25 protein-coding genes and 1 pseudogene are annotated in these 20,690 nt (G+C 44.9%); 15 read left to right on the forward strand and 11 right to left on the reverse strand.

Annotation, left to right across the window (positions count from 1 at the left end):
- The 4 genes and pseudogenes from R8269_RS17855 to R8269_RS17870 form a co-directional block, all read right to left on the reverse strand.
- A pseudogene (locus tag R8269_RS17855) lies at positions 1 to 273 on the reverse strand (hypothetical protein); the annotation flags it as partial.
- On the reverse strand, positions 266 to 1,405 hold the full coding sequence (locus R8269_RS17860; RefSeq protein ID WP_005380443.1) for a flagellin: 1,140 nt from the start codon (positions 1,403 to 1,405) through the stop codon (positions 266 to 268). The gene R8269_RS17860 and the pseudogene R8269_RS17855, both read right to left, overlap by 8 nt.
- A gap of 143 nt (positions 1,406 to 1,548) precedes the next feature.
- A complete protein-coding gene (locus tag R8269_RS17865; protein WP_258481783.1) occupies positions 1,549 to 2,451 on the reverse strand; it encodes a Dyp-type peroxidase in 903 nt (300 codons plus the stop codon).
- Between the two features lie 46 nt (positions 2,452 to 2,497).
- A complete protein-coding gene (locus R8269_RS17870; protein WP_031779045.1) occupies positions 2,498 to 2,983 on the reverse strand; it encodes a DUF2919 domain-containing protein in 486 nt (161 codons plus the stop codon).
- Between the two features lie 144 nt (positions 2,984 to 3,127).
- Here R8269_RS17870 and R8269_RS17875 point away from each other — a divergent pair, with 144 nt between their 5' ends.
- Both R8269_RS17875 and R8269_RS17880 read left to right on the forward strand, forming a co-directional pair.
- On the forward strand, positions 3,128 to 3,481 hold the full coding sequence (locus R8269_RS17875) for a DUF2956 domain-containing protein (protein ID WP_318222604.1): 354 nt from the start codon (positions 3,128 to 3,130) through the stop codon (positions 3,479 to 3,481).
- 3 nt (positions 3,482 to 3,484) lie between these two features.
- The gene (locus R8269_RS17880; protein WP_005380435.1) at positions 3,485 to 3,817 is read left to right on the forward strand and encodes a DUF4156 domain-containing protein; all 333 of its coding nucleotides are present in this window, start codon (positions 3,485 to 3,487) and stop codon (positions 3,815 to 3,817) included.
- A 34-nt stretch (positions 3,818 to 3,851) separates the two neighbouring features.
- On the opposite strand, the gene R8269_RS17885 is transcribed toward R8269_RS17880, so the two are convergent.
- Positions 3,852 to 4,139, reverse strand: a complete 288-nt coding sequence (locus tag R8269_RS17885) for a winged helix-turn-helix domain-containing protein (RefSeq protein WP_005380433.1) — start codon at positions 4,137 to 4,139, stop codon at positions 3,852 to 3,854.
- Positions 4,140 to 4,430: 291 nt separating this feature from the next.
- On the opposite strand from R8269_RS17885, the gene R8269_RS17890 reads away from it, so the two are divergent.
- The 4 genes from R8269_RS17890 to R8269_RS17905 are packed head-to-tail and all read left to right on the forward strand — an operon-like array spanning position 4,431 to position 6,849.
- Entirely contained in the window at positions 4,431 to 4,781 is a 351-nt protein-coding gene (locus R8269_RS17890) for an ArsC family reductase (protein ID WP_005380431.1), read from the forward strand.
- Between the two features lie 18 nt (positions 4,782 to 4,799).
- Complete coding sequence (gene dapE / locus R8269_RS17895) at positions 4,800 to 5,936, forward strand: succinyl-diaminopimelate desuccinylase (RefSeq protein WP_005380429.1); 1,137 nt, start codon at positions 4,800 to 4,802, stop codon at positions 5,934 to 5,936.
- Between the two features lie 14 nt (positions 5,937 to 5,950).
- Complete coding sequence (locus R8269_RS17900) at positions 5,951 to 6,649, forward strand: M15 family metallopeptidase (protein ID WP_025768261.1); 699 nt, start codon at positions 5,951 to 5,953, stop codon at positions 6,647 to 6,649.
- Positions 6,646 to 6,849: a DUF2897 family protein gene (locus R8269_RS17905; protein ID WP_005380425.1), complete on the forward strand. Its 204-nt coding sequence runs from the start codon at positions 6,646 to 6,648 to the stop codon at positions 6,847 to 6,849. The genes R8269_RS17900 and R8269_RS17905 overlap by 4 nt, the downstream gene beginning before the upstream one ends.
- A gap of 106 nt (positions 6,850 to 6,955) precedes the next feature.
- On the opposite strand, the gene bamC is transcribed toward R8269_RS17905, so the two are convergent.
- Complete coding sequence (gene bamC, locus R8269_RS17910; protein WP_005380424.1) at positions 6,956 to 7,975, reverse strand: outer membrane protein assembly factor BamC; 1,020 nt, start codon at positions 7,973 to 7,975, stop codon at positions 6,956 to 6,958.
- A gap of 80 nt (positions 7,976 to 8,055) precedes the next feature.
- Positions 8,056 to 8,934, reverse strand: coding sequence for a 4-hydroxy-tetrahydrodipicolinate synthase (gene dapA, locus R8269_RS17915; RefSeq protein WP_005380422.1), 879 nt, complete (start codon positions 8,932 to 8,934; stop codon positions 8,056 to 8,058).
- 476 nt (positions 8,935 to 9,410) lie between these two features.
- Between dapA and R8269_RS17920 the strand changes: the two genes are divergently transcribed.
- Together R8269_RS17920 and bcp are read left to right on the forward strand one after the other, a co-directional pair.
- On the forward strand, positions 9,411 to 9,953 hold the full coding sequence (locus R8269_RS17920) for a glycine cleavage system protein R (RefSeq protein WP_005380420.1): 543 nt from the start codon (positions 9,411 to 9,413) through the stop codon (positions 9,951 to 9,953).
- A gap of 16 nt (positions 9,954 to 9,969) precedes the next feature.
- Positions 9,970 to 10,440, forward strand: coding sequence for a thioredoxin-dependent thiol peroxidase (gene bcp / locus R8269_RS17925; protein WP_005380418.1), 471 nt, complete (start codon positions 9,970 to 9,972; stop codon positions 10,438 to 10,440).
- Positions 10,441 to 10,517: 77 nt separating this feature from the next.
- Here the strand turns inward: bcp and R8269_RS17930 are convergent, their stop codons facing one another.
- Both R8269_RS17930 and R8269_RS17935 read right to left on the reverse strand, forming a co-directional pair.
- Positions 10,518 to 11,591 carry an AI-2E family transporter gene (locus tag R8269_RS17930; RefSeq protein ID WP_005380416.1) on the reverse strand — a complete coding sequence of 358 codons (1,074 nt, stop codon included), beginning with the start codon at positions 11,589 to 11,591 and terminating at the stop codon, positions 10,518 to 10,520.
- A gap of 1 nt (position 11,592) precedes the next feature.
- Positions 11,593 to 11,829: a sulfurtransferase TusA family protein gene (locus R8269_RS17935; RefSeq protein ID WP_005380414.1), complete on the reverse strand. Its 237-nt coding sequence runs from the start codon at positions 11,827 to 11,829 to the stop codon at positions 11,593 to 11,595.
- A gap of 257 nt (positions 11,830 to 12,086) precedes the next feature.
- Here R8269_RS17935 and R8269_RS17940 point away from each other — a divergent pair, with 257 nt between their 5' ends.
- The 4 genes from R8269_RS17940 to R8269_RS17955 are packed head-to-tail and all read left to right on the forward strand — an operon-like array spanning position 12,087 to position 14,938.
- On the forward strand, positions 12,087 to 13,538 hold the full coding sequence (locus tag R8269_RS17940; protein WP_005394337.1) for a tetratricopeptide repeat protein: 1,452 nt from the start codon (positions 12,087 to 12,089) through the stop codon (positions 13,536 to 13,538).
- A 16-nt stretch (positions 13,539 to 13,554) separates the two neighbouring features.
- Positions 13,555 to 13,905, forward strand: coding sequence for an arsenate reductase (glutaredoxin) (gene arsC, locus R8269_RS17945; protein WP_005380410.1), 351 nt, complete (start codon positions 13,555 to 13,557; stop codon positions 13,903 to 13,905).
- Positions 13,906 to 14,475: an NAD(P)H:quinone oxidoreductase gene (wrbA, locus tag R8269_RS17950; RefSeq protein ID WP_005380409.1), complete on the forward strand. Its 570-nt coding sequence runs from the start codon at positions 13,906 to 13,908 to the stop codon at positions 14,473 to 14,475.
- Positions 14,476 to 14,497: 22 nt separating this feature from the next.
- Positions 14,498 to 14,938, forward strand: coding sequence for a DUF2069 domain-containing protein (locus R8269_RS17955; protein ID WP_318222605.1), 441 nt, complete (start codon positions 14,498 to 14,500; stop codon positions 14,936 to 14,938).
- A gap of 140 nt (positions 14,939 to 15,078) precedes the next feature.
- Here the strand turns inward: R8269_RS17955 and R8269_RS17960 are convergent, their stop codons facing one another.
- On the reverse strand, positions 15,079 to 16,287 hold the full coding sequence (locus tag R8269_RS17960; RefSeq protein ID WP_042521428.1) for a DUF2066 domain-containing protein: 1,209 nt from the start codon (positions 16,285 to 16,287) through the stop codon (positions 15,079 to 15,081).
- 365 nt (positions 16,288 to 16,652) lie between these two features.
- Between R8269_RS17960 and R8269_RS17965 the strand changes: the two genes are divergently transcribed.
- Positions 16,653 to 17,906, forward strand: coding sequence for a uracil-xanthine permease family protein (locus tag R8269_RS17965; protein ID WP_005389855.1), 1,254 nt, complete (start codon positions 16,653 to 16,655; stop codon positions 17,904 to 17,906).
- Between the two features lie 116 nt (positions 17,907 to 18,022).
- On the opposite strand, the gene upp is transcribed toward R8269_RS17965, so the two are convergent.
- Positions 18,023 to 18,649: a uracil phosphoribosyltransferase gene (gene upp, locus R8269_RS17970; RefSeq protein WP_005380401.1), complete on the reverse strand. Its 627-nt coding sequence runs from the start codon at positions 18,647 to 18,649 to the stop codon at positions 18,023 to 18,025.
- Positions 18,650 to 18,828: 179 nt separating this feature from the next.
- On the opposite strand from upp, the gene purM reads away from it, so the two are divergent.
- Complete coding sequence (gene purM / locus R8269_RS17975; protein WP_005389861.1) at positions 18,829 to 19,869, forward strand: phosphoribosylformylglycinamidine cyclo-ligase; 1,041 nt, start codon at positions 18,829 to 18,831, stop codon at positions 19,867 to 19,869.
- A 151-nt stretch (positions 19,870 to 20,020) separates the two neighbouring features.
- Positions 20,021 to 20,677 carry a phosphoribosylglycinamide formyltransferase gene (purN, locus tag R8269_RS17980; protein WP_025768256.1) on the forward strand — a complete coding sequence of 219 codons (657 nt, stop codon included), beginning with the start codon at positions 20,021 to 20,023 and terminating at the stop codon, positions 20,675 to 20,677.
- The last annotated feature ends 13 nt before the right edge of the window (positions 20,678 to 20,690 follow it).

Consider the following 20,690-nt stretch of genomic DNA (forward strand, 5'->3'; position numbering starts at 1 on the left):
TGGTGATTTCTCCAATTGATTTTCCGGTGTAGCGGTTTCCGACGTCTCGGAAAACCAAGTAGTTCTCTCAAAGTTACTTTTATTAACGGCGCATGCCCTGTTTTCTTTAGAGAAAATTTTAGATTTTTTTGAAAATAATTCGTTTGGAGGGGTAGTCGTGACAAAGCGGATAAAAAAGCAAAAAAAACTTTCATTTTTCGCTAAAGCTTCTTTTCGAATTGTCGATACAGGCAGGTTTTGCGTTAAATTCGGGCAAGGCCGTTCATCAGCCAAGCAAGGTCAATGCTAGGTTTGGCGCTTGTTTTGCTTGCGCCAGAATAGAAGTACTGACCTGTTGTAAAATCTGTTGCTTCACCATTTGCGTAGTTTCTTTGGCATAGTCAGTGTCTTGGATACGACTGTTGGAAGCGGCTAAGTTTTCGTGGATGTTATCGAGATTATTGATCGCGTGATTAAAGCGGTTTTGATACGCGCCTAACTCCGCACGACTGCCATCTACCGTTTTCAAAGCATCATCTAAAATGCCGACCGCCATCTGAGCGCCACCGACCGTGCTAATATCAATACTATCTACCGTTCTATTTACGGTGACATACTTGCCAAGTTCTAACTCATCAGCCAGGCCACCACTGAAGGTTGGTCCAGGGTATTTTATGGCGTCCTTGTGGGACATGAGTAACTGCAGTTGCCCCTCTTCATTAACAGACGCTTTCACTTTATCGGTCTGCCCGTTAATGTAAGTCGCGAGTTCTTCTATATCGTCGCCAGCTTTAGCTTCAATACGGATCTCCTGCTCTTCAAAATTGTTATCACGGTAGCTGATAACAATTTCATTATTTCCGTTTTGAACCGTCCAATCTGAACTGACTCTTTGATATGAGCTCATTGAAAAGCTACCTAAAGATTCCGGCTGCATGGTCCGCAGGCCAATTTGTACCGCTTCACCAGCCGTTGCTCCGATTTGAAAAGACGATGTACCGAATGTGCCATTCAGCAATTTACGTCCGCCAAAGGAGGTCGTTTCTGCAATACGACTTAACTCATCATTTAAAGCAGAAACTTCTTCTTGCAGTGCAGTGCGCTCCGCTTTGCTGTTTGAACCGTTAGCTGATTGAAGCGACAAATCACGCATACGTTGCATAATGTTAGTCACTTCATTCATCGCCCCTTCGGCGGTTTGCATTATAGAAATGCCGTCATTCGCGTTACGTACCGCGACATCCAAACCACGCATTTGCGATTGCAGACGGTTGGAGATTTGCAGACCCGCCGCGTCATCTTTTGCGCTGTTAATACGCTTCCCTGAAGACAAACGCTCCATGGATTGGTTCAGCATGTCAGTTGCACTGGTCAAATGACGCTGTGCGACAAGTGCTGCTACATTGGTATTAACGGTGATCGCCACGAATAAAGAGTCCTAAAATTAAGGCTTTGAGTACTTATCGACCAAGTAACAGAAAAGTTTAGTGTTTTTTGAAAAGAGATTGGAATAGAAATAGAAAACAAAAGCCCTCCAATTGGAGGGCTTAAGAAATAAAGTCTGAGAACTTACTTGATGGCTAGCTCTGCGAGCATTTCTTGTGAAGGAGCGAAGAAGTACGCACCAGTTACCGCTTTTGTGAAACGAAGCATTTGGTCTGTTTTACCATCTGTCACGCCGTACATACTTTCTAGCATCACTTTAATGTTATGAAGTGTATTGCAGTAAGAAATAAACAGCAGGCCATGAGGCCCTGTTACCTTCCCGTATGGCAAGCTATGACGGACAATCTTGAGACCTTTTCCTTCTTCTTTAATATCAACGCGACCAACGTGTGATGCAGCAGGAACGTCTTCTAGCTCGACAGAGTCTAGCTTGGTACGACCAATCACTTTTTCTTGCGCTTTGACATTCAATCGATTCCAAGCGGCAAGGTTATGTTCAAAGCGCTGAGCCATAACATAACTGCCTCCAGCAAATGGGCCCTCTTTTACTAGAGCCACATCAGCGCGAGCCTCCCCTTTCGGGTTTTCTGTGCCATCAATGAAGTCTGTCATATCACGAGCATCAAGGTAACGGTACCCATATGTTTCGTCCACAATGGTGACATCTTGTGCCGTCTCTTCTAGGAACTTACGCAACACGTAAAAATGCAAGTCGTGACGAGTCGAGTGACAGTGAATCAGTACATCTACGTCTGTTGCTGGAGCAACGATGTCACCTTCGCCAAGTTGAGTAAAATCAATAAGCTCTTCTGGCGCGTCTACATTAAGGTGTTCCCAAAACGATTTTGTGAATGCGATAGAAAGCGTCAGCGCTGCACCCGGCTGGGTAATGTTTAACTCTTCCACCAACTTTGGTAGTGCTTTCAGTTTTTCTAATACGTTTTCACGGTTTTGGTTCACTTTGAGTTGAGTGTACAGTGCAAATGGCCCGGCTTCTGGCACGATCGCCGTTTGAGCTTGTGACATTGAGGTTTCCTCTATTACTTTGCCCCAGAGTGGGAAGTTATTGTTTTTAATTCTTTGAATGCTGCTGTTCATCGTGCGCCAATTGTGGCACTTGAAAACAGTCTTTTACCCATCTTCCATTTAGAAGATAGATCATAAACCAAGCTAATAAGGTAATGGTAAGAGCGTTTGCCCAATTAAACACTCCATGTTCTAGGTACACATGATACATGGTCTGAGCAAGTTGAATACCGCACAAGATCAAAGTGATCTCGCGACCATAGCGAGTAATTCTGTTTACCCATCCTCTGTCGGGATGACGAAGCCCCATTAACCACATAAGAAGCAAACTTGGAATGCCCATCGCCAAACCTAAATACAACGTACTTGAATCTGGGTAAACAATAGCGAGTAGCTTACTGCCACTATCACGACTTACACCAGCCATGGCAAACACCACCCATGAACGCACAAGAAACATCCATCCCACCCATAAAATGATCGGCGCCTTTAAAAATCCATGGGCGTCATATTGGTCAAACGAATAGCGCACAACATCTTCTTCTTTATGTGATAAAAACGTCACTTTAACCTATCGTTTCAGAGTTGCAAGCCAACAAAGATGAGAACTGAAGTTCATTTCAGCACCTTACACAGGTAAACTAAACAAAGATTTACAGCGACGTTGATGAGAAACATGAAAAAAAGAACTCCTGCCACCCCTGTGCCTTCTCAAGAAACTCAAGCCGAAGCGATGAGAATTGCCAAATCCACGCAGAAACCGGGGCAAACCAAAGAGCAAACCAAGCTTATCGCTCAAGGTATCGAAAAAGGCATCGCGCAATATAAGAAACAACAAAAAGAGCGTAACCGCCAAGCCGATAAAGCGAAGAAAAAACAGCAACGTGAAAAACAACTTCAGCATGAAGAGATTATCGAACAAGACAATATCACCGACGATGCGCCAAACCATTCATCAAGCAAACTGCCTTGGACACTACTTGTTCTGAGCTGGATTGGCTTTGCTGCTTACATAGTATTGGGGAAATAGCTAATGAAACGCCTGTTACTTGGACTTTTTGTCGTGCTTCTAACGGGTTGCACGATGCCTTCTCACCTTACTCATGCTCAAAGTCAAGATGTTCATATTCGCATTGACGCGCAATTCGACCCTGAGCGATGCGAATACAAAGGCGAAGTCACCGGAAGTGAAGGCCATTGGTATAACTACATTTTCATGACTAATGACGCGATGATGCAAGGCGCGATGAACGATTTAAAAAACAATGCAGCGGCTATCGATGCGGACACCGTTTTTATGGTCTCCCCACAAGATTTTATCACTTCATTTAGCGTGCTGGGTTCCGCCTACCGCTGCAATGGATGAGGCCTGAATATGAAAAAAGCCAGCAATTGCTGGCTTATGCACGAAATCCAAGACTGCTAGCGATATCTCTCTCCCGCTCTAGAACCCATTGGCTATCAAAAGGCCCCCAATCTGAAAGTTGATAATAGCCGTCATTATGACGTCGGCCATCTTGAACGAATATGAGTTCAATGCCGATCCCAGGTAACGCCTTGAGTACATCTTGAATAGTACGACGAGGCCACCCCGTTTTTTCGATCAACTTTGGCACATTCGGCCTTTCTAGGTTTTCCACCAACAAGGCCAAATATAGCCGCCTTGCAAAAACAGGACTCAATTCCATTGACACCTCCTAAAATTGTGCTGATTCATTATTTCGTTTTTGCTCAACGAGGTGTTGCGTTTGATCAATAACTCGACTTTTCCATTTGATTTAGACGAATTTTTATTCGATTTATAGCGCATTCATCGTAAATAAGTTATGTGACATTAGTTATCTCAATCTATCTGAAAATATTTTCCACCGCATTTTGTCAGTTTGATTGCTTCTTGATAGGATGCTTTAACAGCCCAAATCACTTAAGTGCGTCTTAACCGCGCCAGTGAAAAATAGAACAAAGAAAAAGGAAAGACTATGTCGATTACCATGTTTGGTATTCCCAACTGCGATACGATCAAAAAAGCCAAGAAATGGTTAGAAGCCGAGGATATTGCTTACGACTTCCATGACTACCGTAAGCAAGGCATTGATGCAGAAATGGTAAGTGAATTTTGTCGCGCTTTAGGTTGGGAACAGGTGCTCAATAAACGTGGCACAACCTACCGCCAATTAGCGCAAGAGCAGAAAGACACACTTAACGAGGAAAACGCCATCGCTCTTTTGGTAGAAAACCCTGCGATGATTAAACGCCCAATTTTAAAAGTGAATGATCAACTTCATATCGGTTTTAAAGCTGATCAATACGCTAGCATTTTCAACTCTTAAATAAAGGAATACTCAAGGATGACAGACAGTCCAGTATTGGCACTTGCTAAAGATCTGATCAGTAGACAGTCCGTAACGCCGGAAGACGCAGGTTGTCAGGATTTGATGATCGAGCGCTTAAAAGCACTCGGGTTTGAAATTGAAGTGATGGTATTTGAAGACACCACGAACTTCTGGGCTCGACGTGGTTCAGAAGCGCCGCTATTTGCGTTTGCTGGCCACACCGATGTGGTACCAGCTGGCAAATTGGAACACTGGAATACACATCCGTTTGAACCGACCATTATTGATGGTTACTTGCATGGCCGCGGCGCAGCTGACATGAAAGGGTCGCTAGCTGCTATGGTCGTTGCTGTCGAACGCTTCATTGAAGAAAACCCAGACCACAAAGGCTCAATTGGCTTTTTGATTACGTCAGATGAAGAAGGACCATTTATCAATGGTACCGTTCGCGTTGTAGAAACGTTGATGGAACGTGGTGAGAACATCGATATGTGTATTGTTGGTGAACCATCCAGCACCGACGTGGTTGGCGATGTAGTGAAAAATGGACGCCGTGGATCCATCACTGGTGATTTAACGGTAAAAGGAACACAAGGTCACGTGGCCTACCCTCACCTAGCCAGCAATCCAGTGCACGAGTCTCTACTCGCGATTCATGAACTCGCGACGACAGAATGGGACAAAGGGAATGATTACTTCCCACCGACTAGTTTCCAGATCCCGAATGTATCGGCTGGCACTGGTGCGTCTAATGTTATTCCTGGCGAGTTCCATGTTCAGTTCAACCTACGTTTTAGTACTGAGCTTAACAATGACGCAATTGTTCAGCGTGTTACCGAAACATTGGACAAGCATGAGCTGGACTACGACCTAAAATGGACATTCAACGGTGACCCATTCCTGACCGATACGGGCGCACTGCTAGACGCAGTTGTAGCTGCTGTGGCCGAAGTCAATGATACGAAGCCAGCGCTACTTACAACTGGCGGTACTTCTGATGGTCGTTTTATTGCTCGAATGGGAGGTCAAGTCGTAGAGTTAGGCCCTGTTAACGCTACGATTCATAAAGTGAACGAGTGTGTGAAAGTCGACGATCTTGAAAAGTTGACGGACATGTACGAAAACACGTTGAAACACCTATTGGCGAAGTAATCAGCGAGAACACAATGACACCAGAGCAACTCACCGGAATCACTGATTCCCATCTTCAATCCACACTAGTGGGGCAAAAGGCATTTATGCTTCACCCTAAAGTAGTCAATGACTTATTGAAGATGATTAATGCCGCAACCGAAGCAGGTTTCAAAATGGAAATCGCCAGTGGTTTTCGTGACTTTAATCGCCAAAAAGCCATCTGGAACGGGAAGTTTTCTGGTGAGTTGCCAATTCTCGACATAAACTCCCGCCCTTTGAATAAAGCAGAGTTAAATGACGAAGAGAAATTGATGGCCATTTTGCGCTGGTCGGCATTGCCCGGAGGAAGTCGTCATCATTGGGGTTGTGATTTTGATGTCTATGCGCGCAATTTATTGCCTGCTGACACCAAACTCAAGTTGGAACCTTGGGAGTATCTTGAAGGCCACCAACAAGCGTTCTACCAATGGTTAAAAGCCAACCTTGGTCGGTTCGGTTTCTTCTTCCCTTATCAGCATGATTTAGGTGGCGTTTCGATTGAGCCTTGGCACATTAGTCACCGCGCTGTCGGGCAGCAATGCCTCGAGCAGTTGACGCTTGATGTACTCAGAAGCCAGTTGATTAAACAAAATCAGACCGACAACATTGCAGGGATTGACGTCATACTGAATAATTTGGATAACGTCGTTGCCAAATTTATTCACAATATCACGCCGCCGGAGGCTCTATGATAGAAATACTAACCAATCCTTGGGTCATTATTATTGTAGTGTTGAGCGTGGTCATTGGTAATATTGCCGCACTCAAATATACCGCAAAAATGAAGTTTGGTCAGATGGATAAAAGCCGTAAGAACGATTTAGATAAGCTGAACACATTGGATAAACAGCGCTACGCTGAAGAAGATAAAAACAAAAACGAGCCTCGTTAGTTACTCACCAGCTTCATCTCGACACATTTAATCTAAACATCAAAAAAGGGACCACTAGGTCCCTTTTCTATCATTAAGTAAACACGCCGCGTTAAGCTCGCTTTGTTTACTGCTTCACTGTTGCAGCCAATACAGGCGCTAGTGATTTCAAAAACTCTTCTTCTACTGGCTTGCCAGAGGAGTCGGTGATATTGATAGACGTACGGTTGCCTAAATCACCAAGTAAGAATGTGTACTTACCAGCGGCTAACTCCACTGGTTTAACGCCGATATCGTTCCAGAATTCATCATCCGGAGATGCATATTTCGCAGTGATTGTGCCCTGAGACTGGCTACGCTCTTCAATCTTAAAGCCCATCTTAGGTAGAATATTAGGCAGACGTTGCCAAAGCATGTTGTATTGCGCACGCGCGATAATCACAGGAAGTCCGCTGCGGTCTTTACCCATTGTGATTGGGATCTGTTTAACCAACTCTTGCGCTTTACGCTGTGCTTCTTCACGCACTTCTTGATCGTAGCGAGCGGTGACCAAGTTCGTCATGAACACATTGTAGCGCTCACGGTTGGTCGCCGTTACTTCTTTCACTTGATTGCCTTCACGCCAGTCAATAAGGCTCACCTTAAAGCCGTGTCGACCATTTGCTTCAGCGCGTACGATTTCATATCGGCTGCCAATTTCTAGCTCTTCATCTGGCGAATCCCAAGTCACCCATCCTGTCTCGATGCGAGAGTCTGTTTGGCTTTCAACTGGAATCTCGTTGGCCGCGACCATGTTTTGCACCGTTTGCCAAACTTTATCTAGTTCATCTTTACGAAGTAGCCAAAGTGTCACTTCACCATCACTACTGCGGTCTAGACGTGCACCGGGAATAAGCTCTAGGACTTGTTGAGGTGGACGAATGTCGACATCTTTACCTACACCACCAGCGTAGTTACCCTGAGGGATCTCGTAGTTAGGGTAAAACTGAGGCTGTGCACCCTGTGGGACATTCCACTCACCCAAATTTGGGGAGTTCAAATACTCGAAGTCATCTTTTGCTTGACGACGTTGATTGGCACCACCTGAACAGGCAGTCAATACGAATACAGCTAATGAACTTAACACTAACTGGCTTGAAAGCTTCATCTATACTCCTAAAACACCGAGGGCGCTTTGGCCCCCAGTATGAACTTCAATCCTAGTAACTCAATCTTAATAGCTCAATCTTAATAAATATGGGCGTCTGTTAGCGCCTGCTCGACGATCGGCTGCGATTTTTCAGAAAGCGTAGTTAAAGGAAGACGCAAACCACCTTCTTCAATCAAACCAAGCTTTTGCGCTGCCCATTTTACTGGGATAGGGCTTGCTTCGATGAAAAGGTTTTTGTGTAGAGTCATCAAGCGTTGGTTAATCGCTTCTGCTTCTTCGTACTTACCTTCACTTGCCAAATGGAACATGTCTGCCATGTCTTTAGCTGCAATATTGTTCGTTACCGAGATAACACCATTGCCGCCAAGTTTCACAAAATCCAGCCCTGTCGCATCATCGCCACTTAGTAAGATAAAATCTTCGCCACAAAGTTCACGATGAATTGCAATTCGTTCCAAATCGCCCGTTGCATCTTTTAGAGCCACGATATTATCAAGCTTTGACAAGCGTGCCACTGTTTCTGGCTGCATATCAACAGCAGTACGGCCTGGTACGTTGTACAAAATTAGAGGCACGTCACTCGCTTCGGCAATTGCCTTGTAATGTAAAAACAAACCCTCTTGAGTTGGTTTGTTGTAATACGGTGTCACACTCAGGAAGCCAGCAATACCAGAATCAGCCAGTAATTTGCTAAATGTTACTGCCTCATGGGTTGCATTTGCACCCGTGCCAGCAATCACAGGGATGCGACCGTCGGCAAACTCAACAGTTTTATTAACGACCTTCACATGCTCTTCAATGGTCAGTGTCGCTGACTCACCTGTTGTGCCTACTGCCACAATACCGTCTGTACCCGCTTCAACGTGGTACTCTACTAGCTTTTGCAGACCGTCAAAGTCTACTTCGCCATCTGCTTTGAATGGCGTAATCAGCGCTACGATACTTCCTGAAAACATGTTTATCTCCCTCATTTAACTCTTTCTGCATGGTACTGTAATGCGATTGAAAAACACAAGAGCGTAAACTCGCTTACAAAGTACAAATGAATGAATAATTATCAGTTGTTAGAGGTCTAGCAACTTAATTGCTCTATTTGGTTTGATTAACGGCAATATTGATAATCGTGTTGGGCTTTCGAGTGACTTTAGAATCTATCAGTGATTTGGAAAATACTGAAGAGCACAAGCAAGGAAAATATACTCTTTGGTCTTGTTAGCCAAGTCAGATCTAAGTGAATAAAACGGCCAGACAATAGGCAAGCACATCATGCAAACGTTTTGTTTATCCTATAGCCTGCATTTACTGTTTATTTCCCACCACTCCCCTCAAGCTCCGACTGCTTTTTTATGGACTAAAAAAGAACTGGCTCGATATTTCTTCGCAATATCTGTGCTAACATCTCTCTATTGAAGAAAGGACAAGAAGCTCATTTATGAAGCAACATCTGGTACTTACAGCAGTTGGAACGGACCGTCCAGGCATTTGTAACCAAGTCGTACAGCTCGTTACTCAAGCTGGTTGTAACATAGTCGATAGCCGTATCGCTATCTTTGGCAGCGAATTTACGCTGATCATGCTCCTGACTGGGAACGCCAGCAGCGTGACTCGAGTTGAAACACAATTGCCCCTGCTTGGCCAAGAACATGACCTTATTACGATCATGAAACGCACAGCGGCGCACGAACTGCTCGATAACAGCTACACCATGGAAGTGTTTATTGAGTCTGAAGACCGCCCTGGGTTAACTGAAAAATTTACTAAGTTCTTCGCTGATCAGCAGATTGGTTTAGACTCTCTTAGCGCGCAAACCATCAGCAAGTCGAAAATTCAACTCGATTCTGACCAGTTTCACATTGCGATTACTGCATCTGTAAGCGCGGATTTTAATTTGATGCAGTTACAAGAAGACTTCGATGAACTTTGTAAGTCGCTCAACGTACAAGGTTCTCTGAATTTCATTAAAAACACACTATAAAGTAAAGGAAATCAAAATGAATACGCTGACAGCAGGCTCGCCAGCGCCAGCCTTCTCTTTGCTCGACCAAGACGGAAATACCGTTTCTCTTGAAGACTTTAAAGGCAAGAAAGTACTTTTCTACTTTTACCCTAAGGCGATGACGCCGGGTTGTACTACACAAGCAAAAGGCCTTCGTGACATCAAAGCTGAACTCGATGCACATAACGTGGTGGTACTCGGCGTAAGCATCGACCCTGTAAAGCGTCTAGGCAAGTTCATCGAGCGCGATGATTTAAACTTCACTCTGCTTTCTGATGAAGACCATGCCGTTGCTGACCAGTTCGGCGTTTGGGGCGAAAAGAAATTCATGGGCAAAGTATACGACGGTCTTCACCGCATTAGCTTTCTGATCAATGAAGAAGGCGTGATCGAACATGTGTTCAACAAGTTCAAAACCAAAGATCACCACGAAGTCGTATTAAACTACTTAAACGAAAACGCTTAAACGCTATTGTTTTTCTACAAACAAAAAGCCCAGCAAACTGCTGGGCTTTCTTTTAACCATCGTACCTTTGGTAACAACTACTCTTGTTCGACAGGTTCGTTTTCTTCCGTGCTTGGTAATGCATGCCATACGGCTTTGACTAATGTCGCTAAAGGAATGGCGAAGAACACCCCCCAAAAACCCCACAGCCCACCAAAGACTAATACAGCCACAATGATAGCAACTGGGTGTAAGTTTACTGCCTCGGAAAACAGAACAGGAACCAACACATTACCATCCAGCGCCTGGATAATACCGTAAGCAAGCAACAACCAATAAAACGGAGGCGTTAAACCCCATTGGAACAAACCAACGATAGCAACAGGTACAGTAACAGCCGCCGCACCGATATAAGGAATCAAAACCGACAGACCAACGGCTACGGCAAGCAACGCCGAGTAACGAAGATCTAAAAGGGCAAAAGTCACGTAGCTCACACCGCCCACGATTAAAATCTCTAACACTTTACCGCGAATGTAATTTGATATCTGCTCGTTCATTTCATGCCAAACTTTATTCGCCAATTTACGGTTTTTCGGCAGAATACCGCTTGCGATTCGCAGCATTTCTTCTTTGTCTTTAAGCAAAAAGAAGATAAGGAGTGGCACTAAGATCAAATATACCGCTAGCGTTGCAATGCTAACTAATGAAGCAAGCGACCCTTTGACGACACTTTCACCCAGCCCCAGTGCTTGGTTTTTGGCGTTCGTCACCACGGTTTCTACTATTTCTAAATTGGCTAGTTCAGGATGGCGCTCTGGCAATGTGACAATAAACTTTTGTAGCCCGTTGTACATGTTCGGAATATCGTTAATTAGATTACCGACCTGAGTCCAAATCGTCGGAACCAAGCCAAACAACGCAATTAACATCAACCCGACAAAGACCAAGATAACGATAATAACCGACAAGGTGCGCGGCACGCCTATACGACACATTTTGACAACTGGCCATTCAAGTAGATAAGCCAAAACGATCGCGACAAGTAATGGCGCAATCAAGTGTCCAAAGAAGTAAATGGTGATAAAGCCAAACAGCAAGATCGCGACGAGACTTACTGCGTGAGGGTCAGAGAAACGTCGTTTATACCAACGACTAACCATTTCAAACATCTTATGCGGATTCCTTATTGAAGACAGTCAATGTGTAGTGCTCTGATGTAGATTGGCAATCAACCGAGTACCCTTGGGCACTAAGATAGTTCACAATGTCTCGTTTAGAGCTGTTGTCCACCACTTGAATGACAAGTTGATGATACTGCTTTGCTTCTCCTTGAAAGACCTCAGCAGCATGACGCTTTGCAAGTAACAGTGCCATAGGACAACGTTGCTCACGCAAATCAAGTAACATGGATTCCATTGTATTGCTCTGCACTTATGATAGGGTTGTATTGTAACGGCTTTTTGAGCTGGTGCTAGCACTTCTGACATGATTTAACCACATGCTGAAATAGCTCGGATATAAAATAATTTACGAAACCAATTCATTTATTTCCGGTCTTACTGTTAGCTTATATCCTCACGGATAACCAAAACGTATGTGGCGCTGTTAATAGGCTCTCGACCTGTAACCACATGCTTATGTATTTTGGAGAACCTTGTAAACGTATGTTAAAACGCACTCGCTCGCTAGTTTGCTTATGTCTTGCTGCTGCCATCAGTTCGCCGACAACTTATGCCAATAGCATTGATTTGCCAGACATTGGCACAGCTGCTGGTGGCACGCTTTCAATAGACCAAGAGTTGATTTATGGCGACGCCTATATGCGTATGCTCAGAGCCAGTAAACCTATCGTTAATGACCCTGTCATCAATGAATATATTGACTCTCTTGGGCACAAATTAGTGGCCAATGCGAATGATGTAAAAACGCCGTTCCACTTCTTTATGATTCGCGACCGTAATATCAACGCATTCGCGTTTTTTGGTGGCTATGTAGCGCTGCATTCTGGGTTGTTTCTTCATGCTCGTTCAGAAAGTGAGCTGGCCTCTGTTGTCGCTCACGAGATAGCGCACGTCACACAACGTCACCTTGCTCGGAGTATGGAAGAACAAGCGCGTCGCTCTCCGGCCACATTAGCCGCACTTGCGGGGGCACTACTACTTTCAATTGCCTCACCCGAAGCGGGGATGGCTGCAATTACAGCAGCAACCGCGGGCAACATGCAAAGTCAAATCAACTACACTCGTGCAAACGAAAAAGAAGCGGATCGCTTTGGTATTTCGACACTAGCAAAAGCCGGCTTTGATGTTCAAGCAATGCCAAGGTTTTTTGGCCGTCTTGCTGATGAGTATCGTTATGCGAGTAAACCGCCACCAATGCTCCTGACTCACCCTTTGCCTGAAGATCGAATTACCGATAGCCGTGCGCGAGCAAGAACCTATCCTCCAATGCGTGTTGTGCCTTCAATAGACTATCATCTAGCTCGCGCGCGCATTGTGGCTCGTTACGCTGGCATTGATGGACAAGCCGCCCTGAGCTGGTTTGAGAGAACCCAAAAGAAAGCCTCTGCGGACATTACACCTGCTTTTGATTATGGTCGAGCTCTCGTGCATTTAGACAATAAACGCTTATCTCAAGCGGAACCAATTTTGAAAAAGTTACTGGAACAAGACCCAAGTAACCCGTTTTACTTGGACGCTATGACGGATTTATACATCGAGAAGAAGCAGCCAGAAAAAGCAACCGAGATGCTCCGCAAAGCGTTATCTCGTAACCCTCAAAATAAAGTATTGACCATTAACTACGCCAATGCGCTACTTGAGGACAATAAAAACGATCAAGCCACGCGAGTTCTTCAAAGATACACTCATGACTATCCTGAAGATACAAATGGCTGGCACCTAATATCGAAGAGCTACCACGCGCTGGGGCGTAGCGATGAAGAGTTGGCTGCTCGAGCAGAAATTTTGGCATTGCGAGCAAATTGGAATAAAGCGATTCAATATTATAGTGAAGCAAGTAAAATGGCCAAGTTGGGCAGCTTAGAGCAAGCACGATACGATGCCCGTATCGACCAACTCATGATCCAAAGAGATCGATTCATGGCATTACAATAACGAAATGGAGAAAACCATGTCAGTCGTGATTTATCACAACCCTCGTTGCTCAAAGAGCCGTCAAACACTTGAACTGCTTGAGCAAAATGGTGTTACACCGGAAGTCGTCAAATACCTAGACACACCACTTAACGTGGATGAACTAAAAGCGCTGTACGCCCAGCTTGGCTTTTCATCTGTACGTGAAATGATGCGCACTAAAGAAAGTGAATATAAAGAGCTTGGCTTAGGCGAAGACTCCGTCAGCGATGAGCAATTATTCGAAGCTATGGCGAAAAATCCAAAGTTGTTTGAGCGTCCGGTTGTCGTTGCTAACGGCAAAGCAAAAATTGGTCGCCCACCAGAGCAAGTATTGGATATTTTATAAATGGATTGCCAGATCCTTATTTTGTATTTCAGCCGTCATGGCTCGACAAAACAACTGGCAAGACAAATAGCAAGAGGAGTCGAATCGACTCCTCAATGCCAAGCAATTTTGCGTACAGTTGAAGAATTGTCACCTCACTCACACTCCCCTTCTGATCCAATTGTTACTCTAGAGGAACTAAAAACGTGCGACGGTCTAGCGTTTGGCAGTCCCGTCTGGTTTGGCAACATGGCTGCGCCTTTAAAGCACTTCTGGGATCAGACTACATCTTTATGGGTCAGTGGTGACTTAATCGATAAGCCTGCTTGTGTCTTTACCTCTTCGTCCTCGATGCATGGTGGTCAAGAAACAACGTTACAAAGCATGATGACCCCTTTATTGCATCACGGGATGATGGTTTTGGGCATTCCTTATTCCGAGCCAGAGTTACACACTACGCAGTCCGGAGGCACTCCGTATGGCGCCAGCAGTGTAGGCCATGAGGCAACCCTAAGCAGTGAAGAGATTCGCCTGGCACAACAATTAGGCAAAAGGCTGGCAACTGCAGCGTTAAAACTAAAAGTCTGTTAGTAAAATCAAGGATAGTTAATCGATGTCTGACTCTTTAGACCAAACACCACTCGGTACACAGGCTAAAACCTATCGTTACCTGGCTTTATTTGGCAACTTAGCCTTATTAGTCTGGGTCGCTATTTGGCAGCTTGCGTTATTCCCTCATCCCCACCTCAGCAGCACAACACTTGCTATTGCTTGGTGTATTCCGCTACTACTTCCGTTGCCTGGTATTTTAGCTGGTAAGCCTTACACTCATGCTTGGGCTAACTTTGTTCTTATGCTGTATTTCTTGCATGCGCTGACCATCCTTTATGTGGATGGGGGTGAACGCTGGCTTGCGGCAGTGGAACTGATACTGACTTCACTCGGTTTCGCTGGCAATATTTTGTTTGCTAGAGCGAGAGGCAAAGAGCTAGGTCTTAAGTTGAAACGCCTCTCTCAAGTAGAAAAAGAAGAAAAAGCGAAATTCAATAAATAACGCCAATTGCAGTCAATCACTGATCATTGGTTCGAATACGAATTTAGAAAACAAAAAGAGTCGCTATTGCGACTCTTTTTTATGCTTACCACATTGGTCTTTGATCCTTGCGTTTCACGCCTGGAACGCTACCAAGGAGATTACGATGCCGAGCGCCACTCGTAGATCAAGTCATACTGTTCTCGGACAGGCTCCACAATCATCGGCTGAGTTGGCTGTGTTTCGTCACTTGCTTCTGCCACAATATCTACTGGTACTTCAGGCTGCGCTTCTTTTGGCGTCGCGGCGTCTTTTGCTTCATTACTCTGAACCAATGGCTCTTCTTCTTGAGTTGAAGCTGGGGCATCAACTTCACCTAAAGGATCTTCAAAAACCATTAATTGAGAAATAGAAGAAGCTTCTTTCTCAAAAGCTTGTTGTGATGCCAAAAGGTGGATGTTGAGCGTTAACTCGTCCCCTTGAACACGCTTAATCTCTGTACCCGCAACCGAATTAAGTTGTTTTAACGCATTCTCTAAACGGAAGAAGTCCGTTGCAGAGGTTACATTAAGGACTTTCACTGCTAGCGCTTTTGAAGACTTTCCTGAAACCACAACTGCACTCTTACTTGCATAGTAGTCTGCGATGCCATCCACCATTTCTGCAATAGCATTAGCACCTGATGCAGACCCGCTACGCGGAGAACGTTGCGCTTCTACAATTCTCGTTGGCGACTGGTCGTAGAGTGTCCAACGAATTTGTTCACCTTGAGCTCGTACAACCAAAACGGCGTCAGCTGGGTAGCGCTGGCTGGCTTGACCAATTGGCTCAATAAAGCCGCCCCAAAGATCAGAGACATTAACACCGGTCACATCATCAAAATCCCCAACCGGGATAGTGATTGGTAGGCCTCTTAATTTCGCTGCGCTACGAAGTGCTGCAACATTTGAAGATTCAGAATGTTCCCACGCAATGTTACGATCGTAACCCCGTTCTTCAACCATCCAAACTAAAATATTGGCACGATTTGGCGACCAAGATGGCAATTGTGCTTGTGTTAAAAGAGAGCTGATTTGGTCGTTGTTAAACAACATTTTTAGGCTCGCTTTTCCATCAACCTGCCCATAGCTCAGTTGAGAAATGTAACGCGCACTTGAGCTGAGTGCCTTTTTAATCACTGGATTGCTTAAAGAGGATTGAGAACCGGTCGCTCGAACAATCACATCCTGCATACCTTGTTGACGAGCCAAAGACTCACCGTCGTTCTGCTCACTGTCGATAACCACTTCGGCACGATAGATATCCACCTGAGTTAATGCATATACTGGTAGGGACAACCAACCTATCAGTAAGAGAGCTAAATAGCGCATAGTTTTTATAATCCTCTGAACAAGAACCCGAATAATAAGCAACTATCAAATCTTGAGCAAGGCAAGTACTGAGTAAATTGTCTGTATTATGACCAGCTTTGTTAACTCGGGCCTCAACCAGCGCTTCAGTGCTATTTTTTATAATAAACTCATTGCTTATTAAGCTATCTCAACAAGTTAGGCTGTCCATTTTTCATCTTCACGCAAGACACGTAAAAGAGGACAATTTGCAAGCAAGCAACTCTCAAAAGTGCTATTTATGAGAAAAATTCAATCGAAAGTTTGATCTATGCAACATTGCAAACGATTGCAGGATGATAGTATTCGCCGGATTTGTCTGCGTATCTTGAAAATAGGGAATTATTATGAAAAACGCGTTACAAGGCGCTCAAATGCTCTTTGTCGCTTTTGGTGCTTTGGTGCTTGTGCCGCTCCTAACTGGCCTTGATCCAAACGTAGCCCTCTTTGGTGCCGGTGTCGGTACTCTCCTCTTCCAATTAATGACTAAACGTTCTGTTCCCATCTTCCTTGCCTCTTCTTTTGCGTTTATTGCTCCTATTATGTTCGGTATCCAAACTTGGGGTATCGGTGCAACGATGGGCGGCTTGATGGCAGCGGGCTTAGTTTATGTGGCTCTAGGGGCGATGATCAAAGTGCGTGGTGTTGGATTTATCCATAAAATTCTCCCGCCCGTTGTCGTTGGCCCTGTGATCATGGTTATCGGCCTTGGCCTTGCCCCAACGGCAGTGAACATGGCGGTAGGTAAAACTGGTGATGGAGCTGCACAGCTAGTTAATGGTGATGCTGCGATCATTATCTCGGCGGTCTCACTGCTCACAACCATTGTACTCAGCGTTTTTGCAAAAGGCTTTTTGAAGCTCGTTCCTATTGTTGGTGGTATTCTTGCTGGTTACTCTGTTTCTCTATTCTACGGTGTGGTTGATTTCACTCCCGTAGAACAAGCGGCTTGGCTAGCCATGCCAAACTTCACCGCGCCAGAGTTCAATATCAACGCAATTTTGTTCATGATTCCTGTCGCTATCGCACCTGCGGTTGAGCACGTAGGTGACATGCTTGCTATCTCAAACGTTACAGGTAAAAACTACCTGAAAAAACCAGGCCTTCACCGCACAATCGCAGGTGACGGGGTGGCAACTATCGCAGCTTCGATGGTGGGTGCTCCACCAAACACCACTTACAGTGAAGTAACAGGAGCGGTAATGCTAACCAAAGCATTTAACCCTGTGATCATGACTTGGGCAGCAATCACCGCAATCGTACTTGCATTGGTAGGTAAGCTAGGTGCGGTTCTTCAAACGATTCCAGTTCCTGTTATGGGCGGCATCATGATTCTGCTGTTCGGCTCCATCGCAACGGTAGGCCTCAACACACTGATCAAGAATAACGTTGATTTACATAAGTCTCGTAACCTAGTGATTGTTGCCGTAACCCTTGTGTTTGGCATTGGTGGTATGGCTTTCGGTATTGGTGAGTTCAGTCTACAAGGTGTGAGCCTATGCGGTATCGTGGCAATTATTCTTAACCTTGTGCTACCAAACGATTTAGGTGAAAACCACGTTGTGGATAACGCACAAATGGAAGAAGAAAGCGCGAAATAGTTCGTTTGCGCCGCTTTATTAGGTGGCGTGTCTTACTCTTCTCCTCTTGTAGATACAAAAAAGGCTTGGTTTTCACCAAGCCTTTTTCTGTTCAGTCATAGTAATACATCAAAGAATTACTTAGTACCGAAGATCTTATCACCTGCATCGCCTAGACCCGGAACGATGTAGCCTTTGTCATTAAGCTTCTCATCGATTGCCGCAGTGTATAGCTCAACATCTGGGTGTGCTTTTTCTAGCGCTTCAATACCTTCTGGTGCAGCAACAAGTACCAGCACTTTGATTTGGTTACAACCTTTCTCTTTTAGGAGATCGATAGTAGCAATCATAGAACCACCTGTTGCAAGCATTGGGTCAACAACAAGCGCAATACGCTCCTCGATGTTTGAAGCAAGCTTGTTGAAGTAAGGAACTGGCTCAAGCGTTTCTTCATCACGGTAAATACCCACAACACTGATACGTGCGCTTGGCATGTGCTCAAGAACTCCATCCATCATGCCTAGACCTGCACGTAGGATTGGCACTACGGTTACTTTTTTACCTTTAATCTGGTCTACTTCTACCGGACCGTTCCAACCATCAATGGTCACTTTTTCTGTTTCAAAGTCTGACGTTGCTTCGTAAGTAAGTAGGCTACCGACCTCAGTCGCTAACTCACGAAAACGTTTTGTGCTGATGTCACCTTCTCTCATTAGACCAATTTTATGTTTTACTAGAGGGTGCTTTACTTCAACAACTTTCATGTCCATCTCCGGCTATAGTTGGCAATATTTAAACAAACCTTCAGATTATACATGATTTTCACAGGGATATCAGGATAAATCACTAAAGAAAAAAACAGACGCAAACGTTTGCTATCTATGTTTAAGCACTGTTAGAATAGCGCCGTTTTCATATCCAACTTAATACCGAGGACTTCCCTGTGAGTGGTAACAACTCTTCTCTTAGCTATAAAGACGCTGGTGTAGATATTGATGCAGGCAACGCGCTTGTGGATCGTATTAAGGGTGCGGTAAAACGTACTCGTCGCCCTGAAGTTATGGGTGGTATCGGTGGTTTTGGCGCGCTATGCGAATTGCCAACTAAATACAAACAACCTGTACTGGTTTCTGGTACTGATGGCGTTGGCACAAAACTTCGCCTAGCACTGGATATGAACAAGCACGACACGATCGGCATCGACCTAGTGGCAATGTGTGTAAATGATCTTATCGTGCAAGGCGCAGAGCCACTGTTTTTCCTAGATTACTATGCAACAGGCAAACTAGACGTTGATACCGCAGCGGATGTTGTTTCAGGTATCGCTGAAGGGTGTGTTCAAGCAGGTTGTGCCCTAATTGGTGGCGAAACTGCGGAGATGCCGGGCATGTATGAAGGCGAAGACTACGACGTAGCTGGTTTCTGTGTTGGCGTAGTAGAAAAAGAAGACGTGATTGACGGCACGAAAGTCGCTGCTGGTGATGCACTTATCGCTGTTGGCTCAAGCGGCCCACACTCAAACGGTTACTCCCTTATCCGTAAGATCCTAGAAGTATCTGGTGCAGATAAGAGCGAAGAGCTAGCAGGCCGCACTATTGGTGAGCACCTACTAGAACCAACAAAAATTTACATCAAGTCAGCACTTAAGATGATTGAGAAACACGACATCCATGCGATTTCTCATATCACTGGTGGTGGTTTCTGGGAAAACATCCCACGCGTACTGCCTGAAGGCACGAAAGCAGTTATCGATGGTAACAGTTGGGAATGGCCAGTTATCTTCAAGTGGCTACAAGAGAAAGGCAACGTCGACACACACGAAATGTACCGCACATTCAACTGTGGTGTAGGTCTAATCGTCGCACTACCGAAAGACCAGGCAGACGCAGCAGTTGCTCTTCTTAAAGAAGAAGGCGAAAACGCGTGGGTGATTGGTCAAATCGCACAAGCAGACGCGAACGAAGAGCAAGTTGAAATCCAATAATTTGCAAATCGAGCTCAAAAGATAAGAAGAATGAGGACACTAGATGACTAGGTCCTCATTTTGCTATCTAGAACACTAAAAACCATTCTATTAGTAGGTAGTTTAGAAGCTACATAACTCCAACCTACAATACCAAGGCGCTCTCGACATCATGAAAAACCATACCCTAAAAAACTTTGTGGTCCTCATCTCGGGTAACGGAAGTAACCTGCAAGCTATCTTGGAAGCTTGCGAAGACAGCATGCCAAACGCACGAGTGGCAGCCGTGTTCTCTAACAAAGCAGATGCTTTTGGTTTAGAACGTGCAAAAAAGTTTGATGTAGACGGTCACTTTGTCGACCCTAAAGCATTCAGCTCGCGTGAAAGCTTTGATGCAGAGCTAATGAGTCAAATAGATGAATACCAACCAGACGTGATTATTCTTGCTGGTTACATGCGCATTCTGAGCAGCGCATTTGTTTCTCATTACATGGGTAAGATGATCAATATCCACCCTTCTCTTCTACCAAAATATCCTGGGCTACACACACACCAGAGAGCAATTGATGCTGGCGATAAAGAACATGGTACGAGTGTGCACTTTGTAACGGAAGAGCTTGATGGTGGCCCTGTCATACTGCAAGCAAAAGTTCCTGTGTTCGAAGACGATGATGCTAGTGTACTTGCGGCACGTGTTCAGGCGCAGGAGCACCGAATCTACCCTATGGTGGCTAAGTGGCTGGTAGACGAGCGGTTGATCATGAAGGATGGTAAAGCCTATTTAGATGGCGCAGAGCTTGGCGTACATGGGTACGCCTCAGATGAGTAGCCCTGAATAATAA

The organism is Vibrio sp. Vb0667 (genome assembly GCF_033391095.1).

Excerpts from the sequence above, each read along its gene's own strand:
- R8269_RS17865 (WP_258481783.1), bottom strand. The coding sequence starts at position 2,451 with ATGTCACAAGCTCAAACGGCGATCGTGCCAGAAGCCGGGCCATTTGCA.
- R8269_RS17875 (WP_318222604.1), top strand. The coding sequence starts at position 3,128 with ATGAAAAAAAGAACTCCTGCCACCCCTGTGCCTTCTCAAGAAACTCAA.
- R8269_RS17880 (WP_005380435.1), top strand. The coding sequence starts at position 3,485 with ATGAAACGCCTGTTACTTGGACTTTTTGTCGTGCTTCTAACGGGTTGC.
- R8269_RS17885 (WP_005380433.1), bottom strand. The coding sequence starts at position 4,139 with ATGGAATTGAGTCCTGTTTTTGCAAGGCGGCTATATTTGGCCTTGTTG.
- R8269_RS17890 (WP_005380431.1), top strand. The coding sequence starts at position 4,431 with ATGTCGATTACCATGTTTGGTATTCCCAACTGCGATACGATCAAAAAA.
- dapE (WP_005380429.1), top strand. The coding sequence starts at position 4,800 with ATGACAGACAGTCCAGTATTGGCACTTGCTAAAGATCTGATCAGTAGA.
- R8269_RS17900 (WP_025768261.1), top strand. The coding sequence starts at position 5,951 with ATGACACCAGAGCAACTCACCGGAATCACTGATTCCCATCTTCAATCC.
- R8269_RS17905 (WP_005380425.1), top strand. The coding sequence starts at position 6,646 with ATGATAGAAATACTAACCAATCCTTGGGTCATTATTATTGTAGTGTTG.
- bamC (WP_005380424.1), bottom strand. The coding sequence starts at position 7,975 with ATGAAGCTTTCAAGCCAGTTAGTGTTAAGTTCATTAGCTGTATTCGTA.
- dapA (WP_005380422.1), bottom strand. The coding sequence starts at position 8,934 with ATGTTTTCAGGAAGTATCGTAGCGCTGATTACGCCATTCAAAGCAGAT.
- R8269_RS17920 (WP_005380420.1), top strand. The coding sequence starts at position 9,411 with ATGAAGCAACATCTGGTACTTACAGCAGTTGGAACGGACCGTCCAGGC.
- bcp (WP_005380418.1), top strand. The coding sequence starts at position 9,970 with ATGAATACGCTGACAGCAGGCTCGCCAGCGCCAGCCTTCTCTTTGCTC.
- R8269_RS17930 (WP_005380416.1), bottom strand. The coding sequence starts at position 11,591 with ATGTTTGAAATGGTTAGTCGTTGGTATAAACGACGTTTCTCTGACCCT.
- R8269_RS17935 (WP_005380414.1), bottom strand. The coding sequence starts at position 11,829 with ATGTTACTTGATTTGCGTGAGCAACGTTGTCCTATGGCACTGTTACTT.
- R8269_RS17940 (WP_005394337.1), top strand. The coding sequence starts at position 12,087 with ATGTTAAAACGCACTCGCTCGCTAGTTTGCTTATGTCTTGCTGCTGCC.
- arsC (WP_005380410.1), top strand. The coding sequence starts at position 13,555 with ATGTCAGTCGTGATTTATCACAACCCTCGTTGCTCAAAGAGCCGTCAA.
- wrbA (WP_005380409.1), top strand. The coding sequence starts at position 13,906 with ATGGATTGCCAGATCCTTATTTTGTATTTCAGCCGTCATGGCTCGACA.
- R8269_RS17955 (WP_318222605.1), top strand. The coding sequence starts at position 14,498 with ATGTCTGACTCTTTAGACCAAACACCACTCGGTACACAGGCTAAAACC.
- R8269_RS17960 (WP_042521428.1), bottom strand. The coding sequence starts at position 16,287 with ATGCGCTATTTAGCTCTCTTACTGATAGGTTGGTTGTCCCTACCAGTA.
- R8269_RS17965 (WP_005389855.1), top strand. The coding sequence starts at position 16,653 with ATGAAAAACGCGTTACAAGGCGCTCAAATGCTCTTTGTCGCTTTTGGT.
- upp (WP_005380401.1), bottom strand. The coding sequence starts at position 18,649 with ATGAAAGTTGTTGAAGTAAAGCACCCTCTAGTAAAACATAAAATTGGT.
- purN (WP_025768256.1), top strand. The coding sequence starts at position 20,021 with ATGAAAAACCATACCCTAAAAAACTTTGTGGTCCTCATCTCGGGTAAC.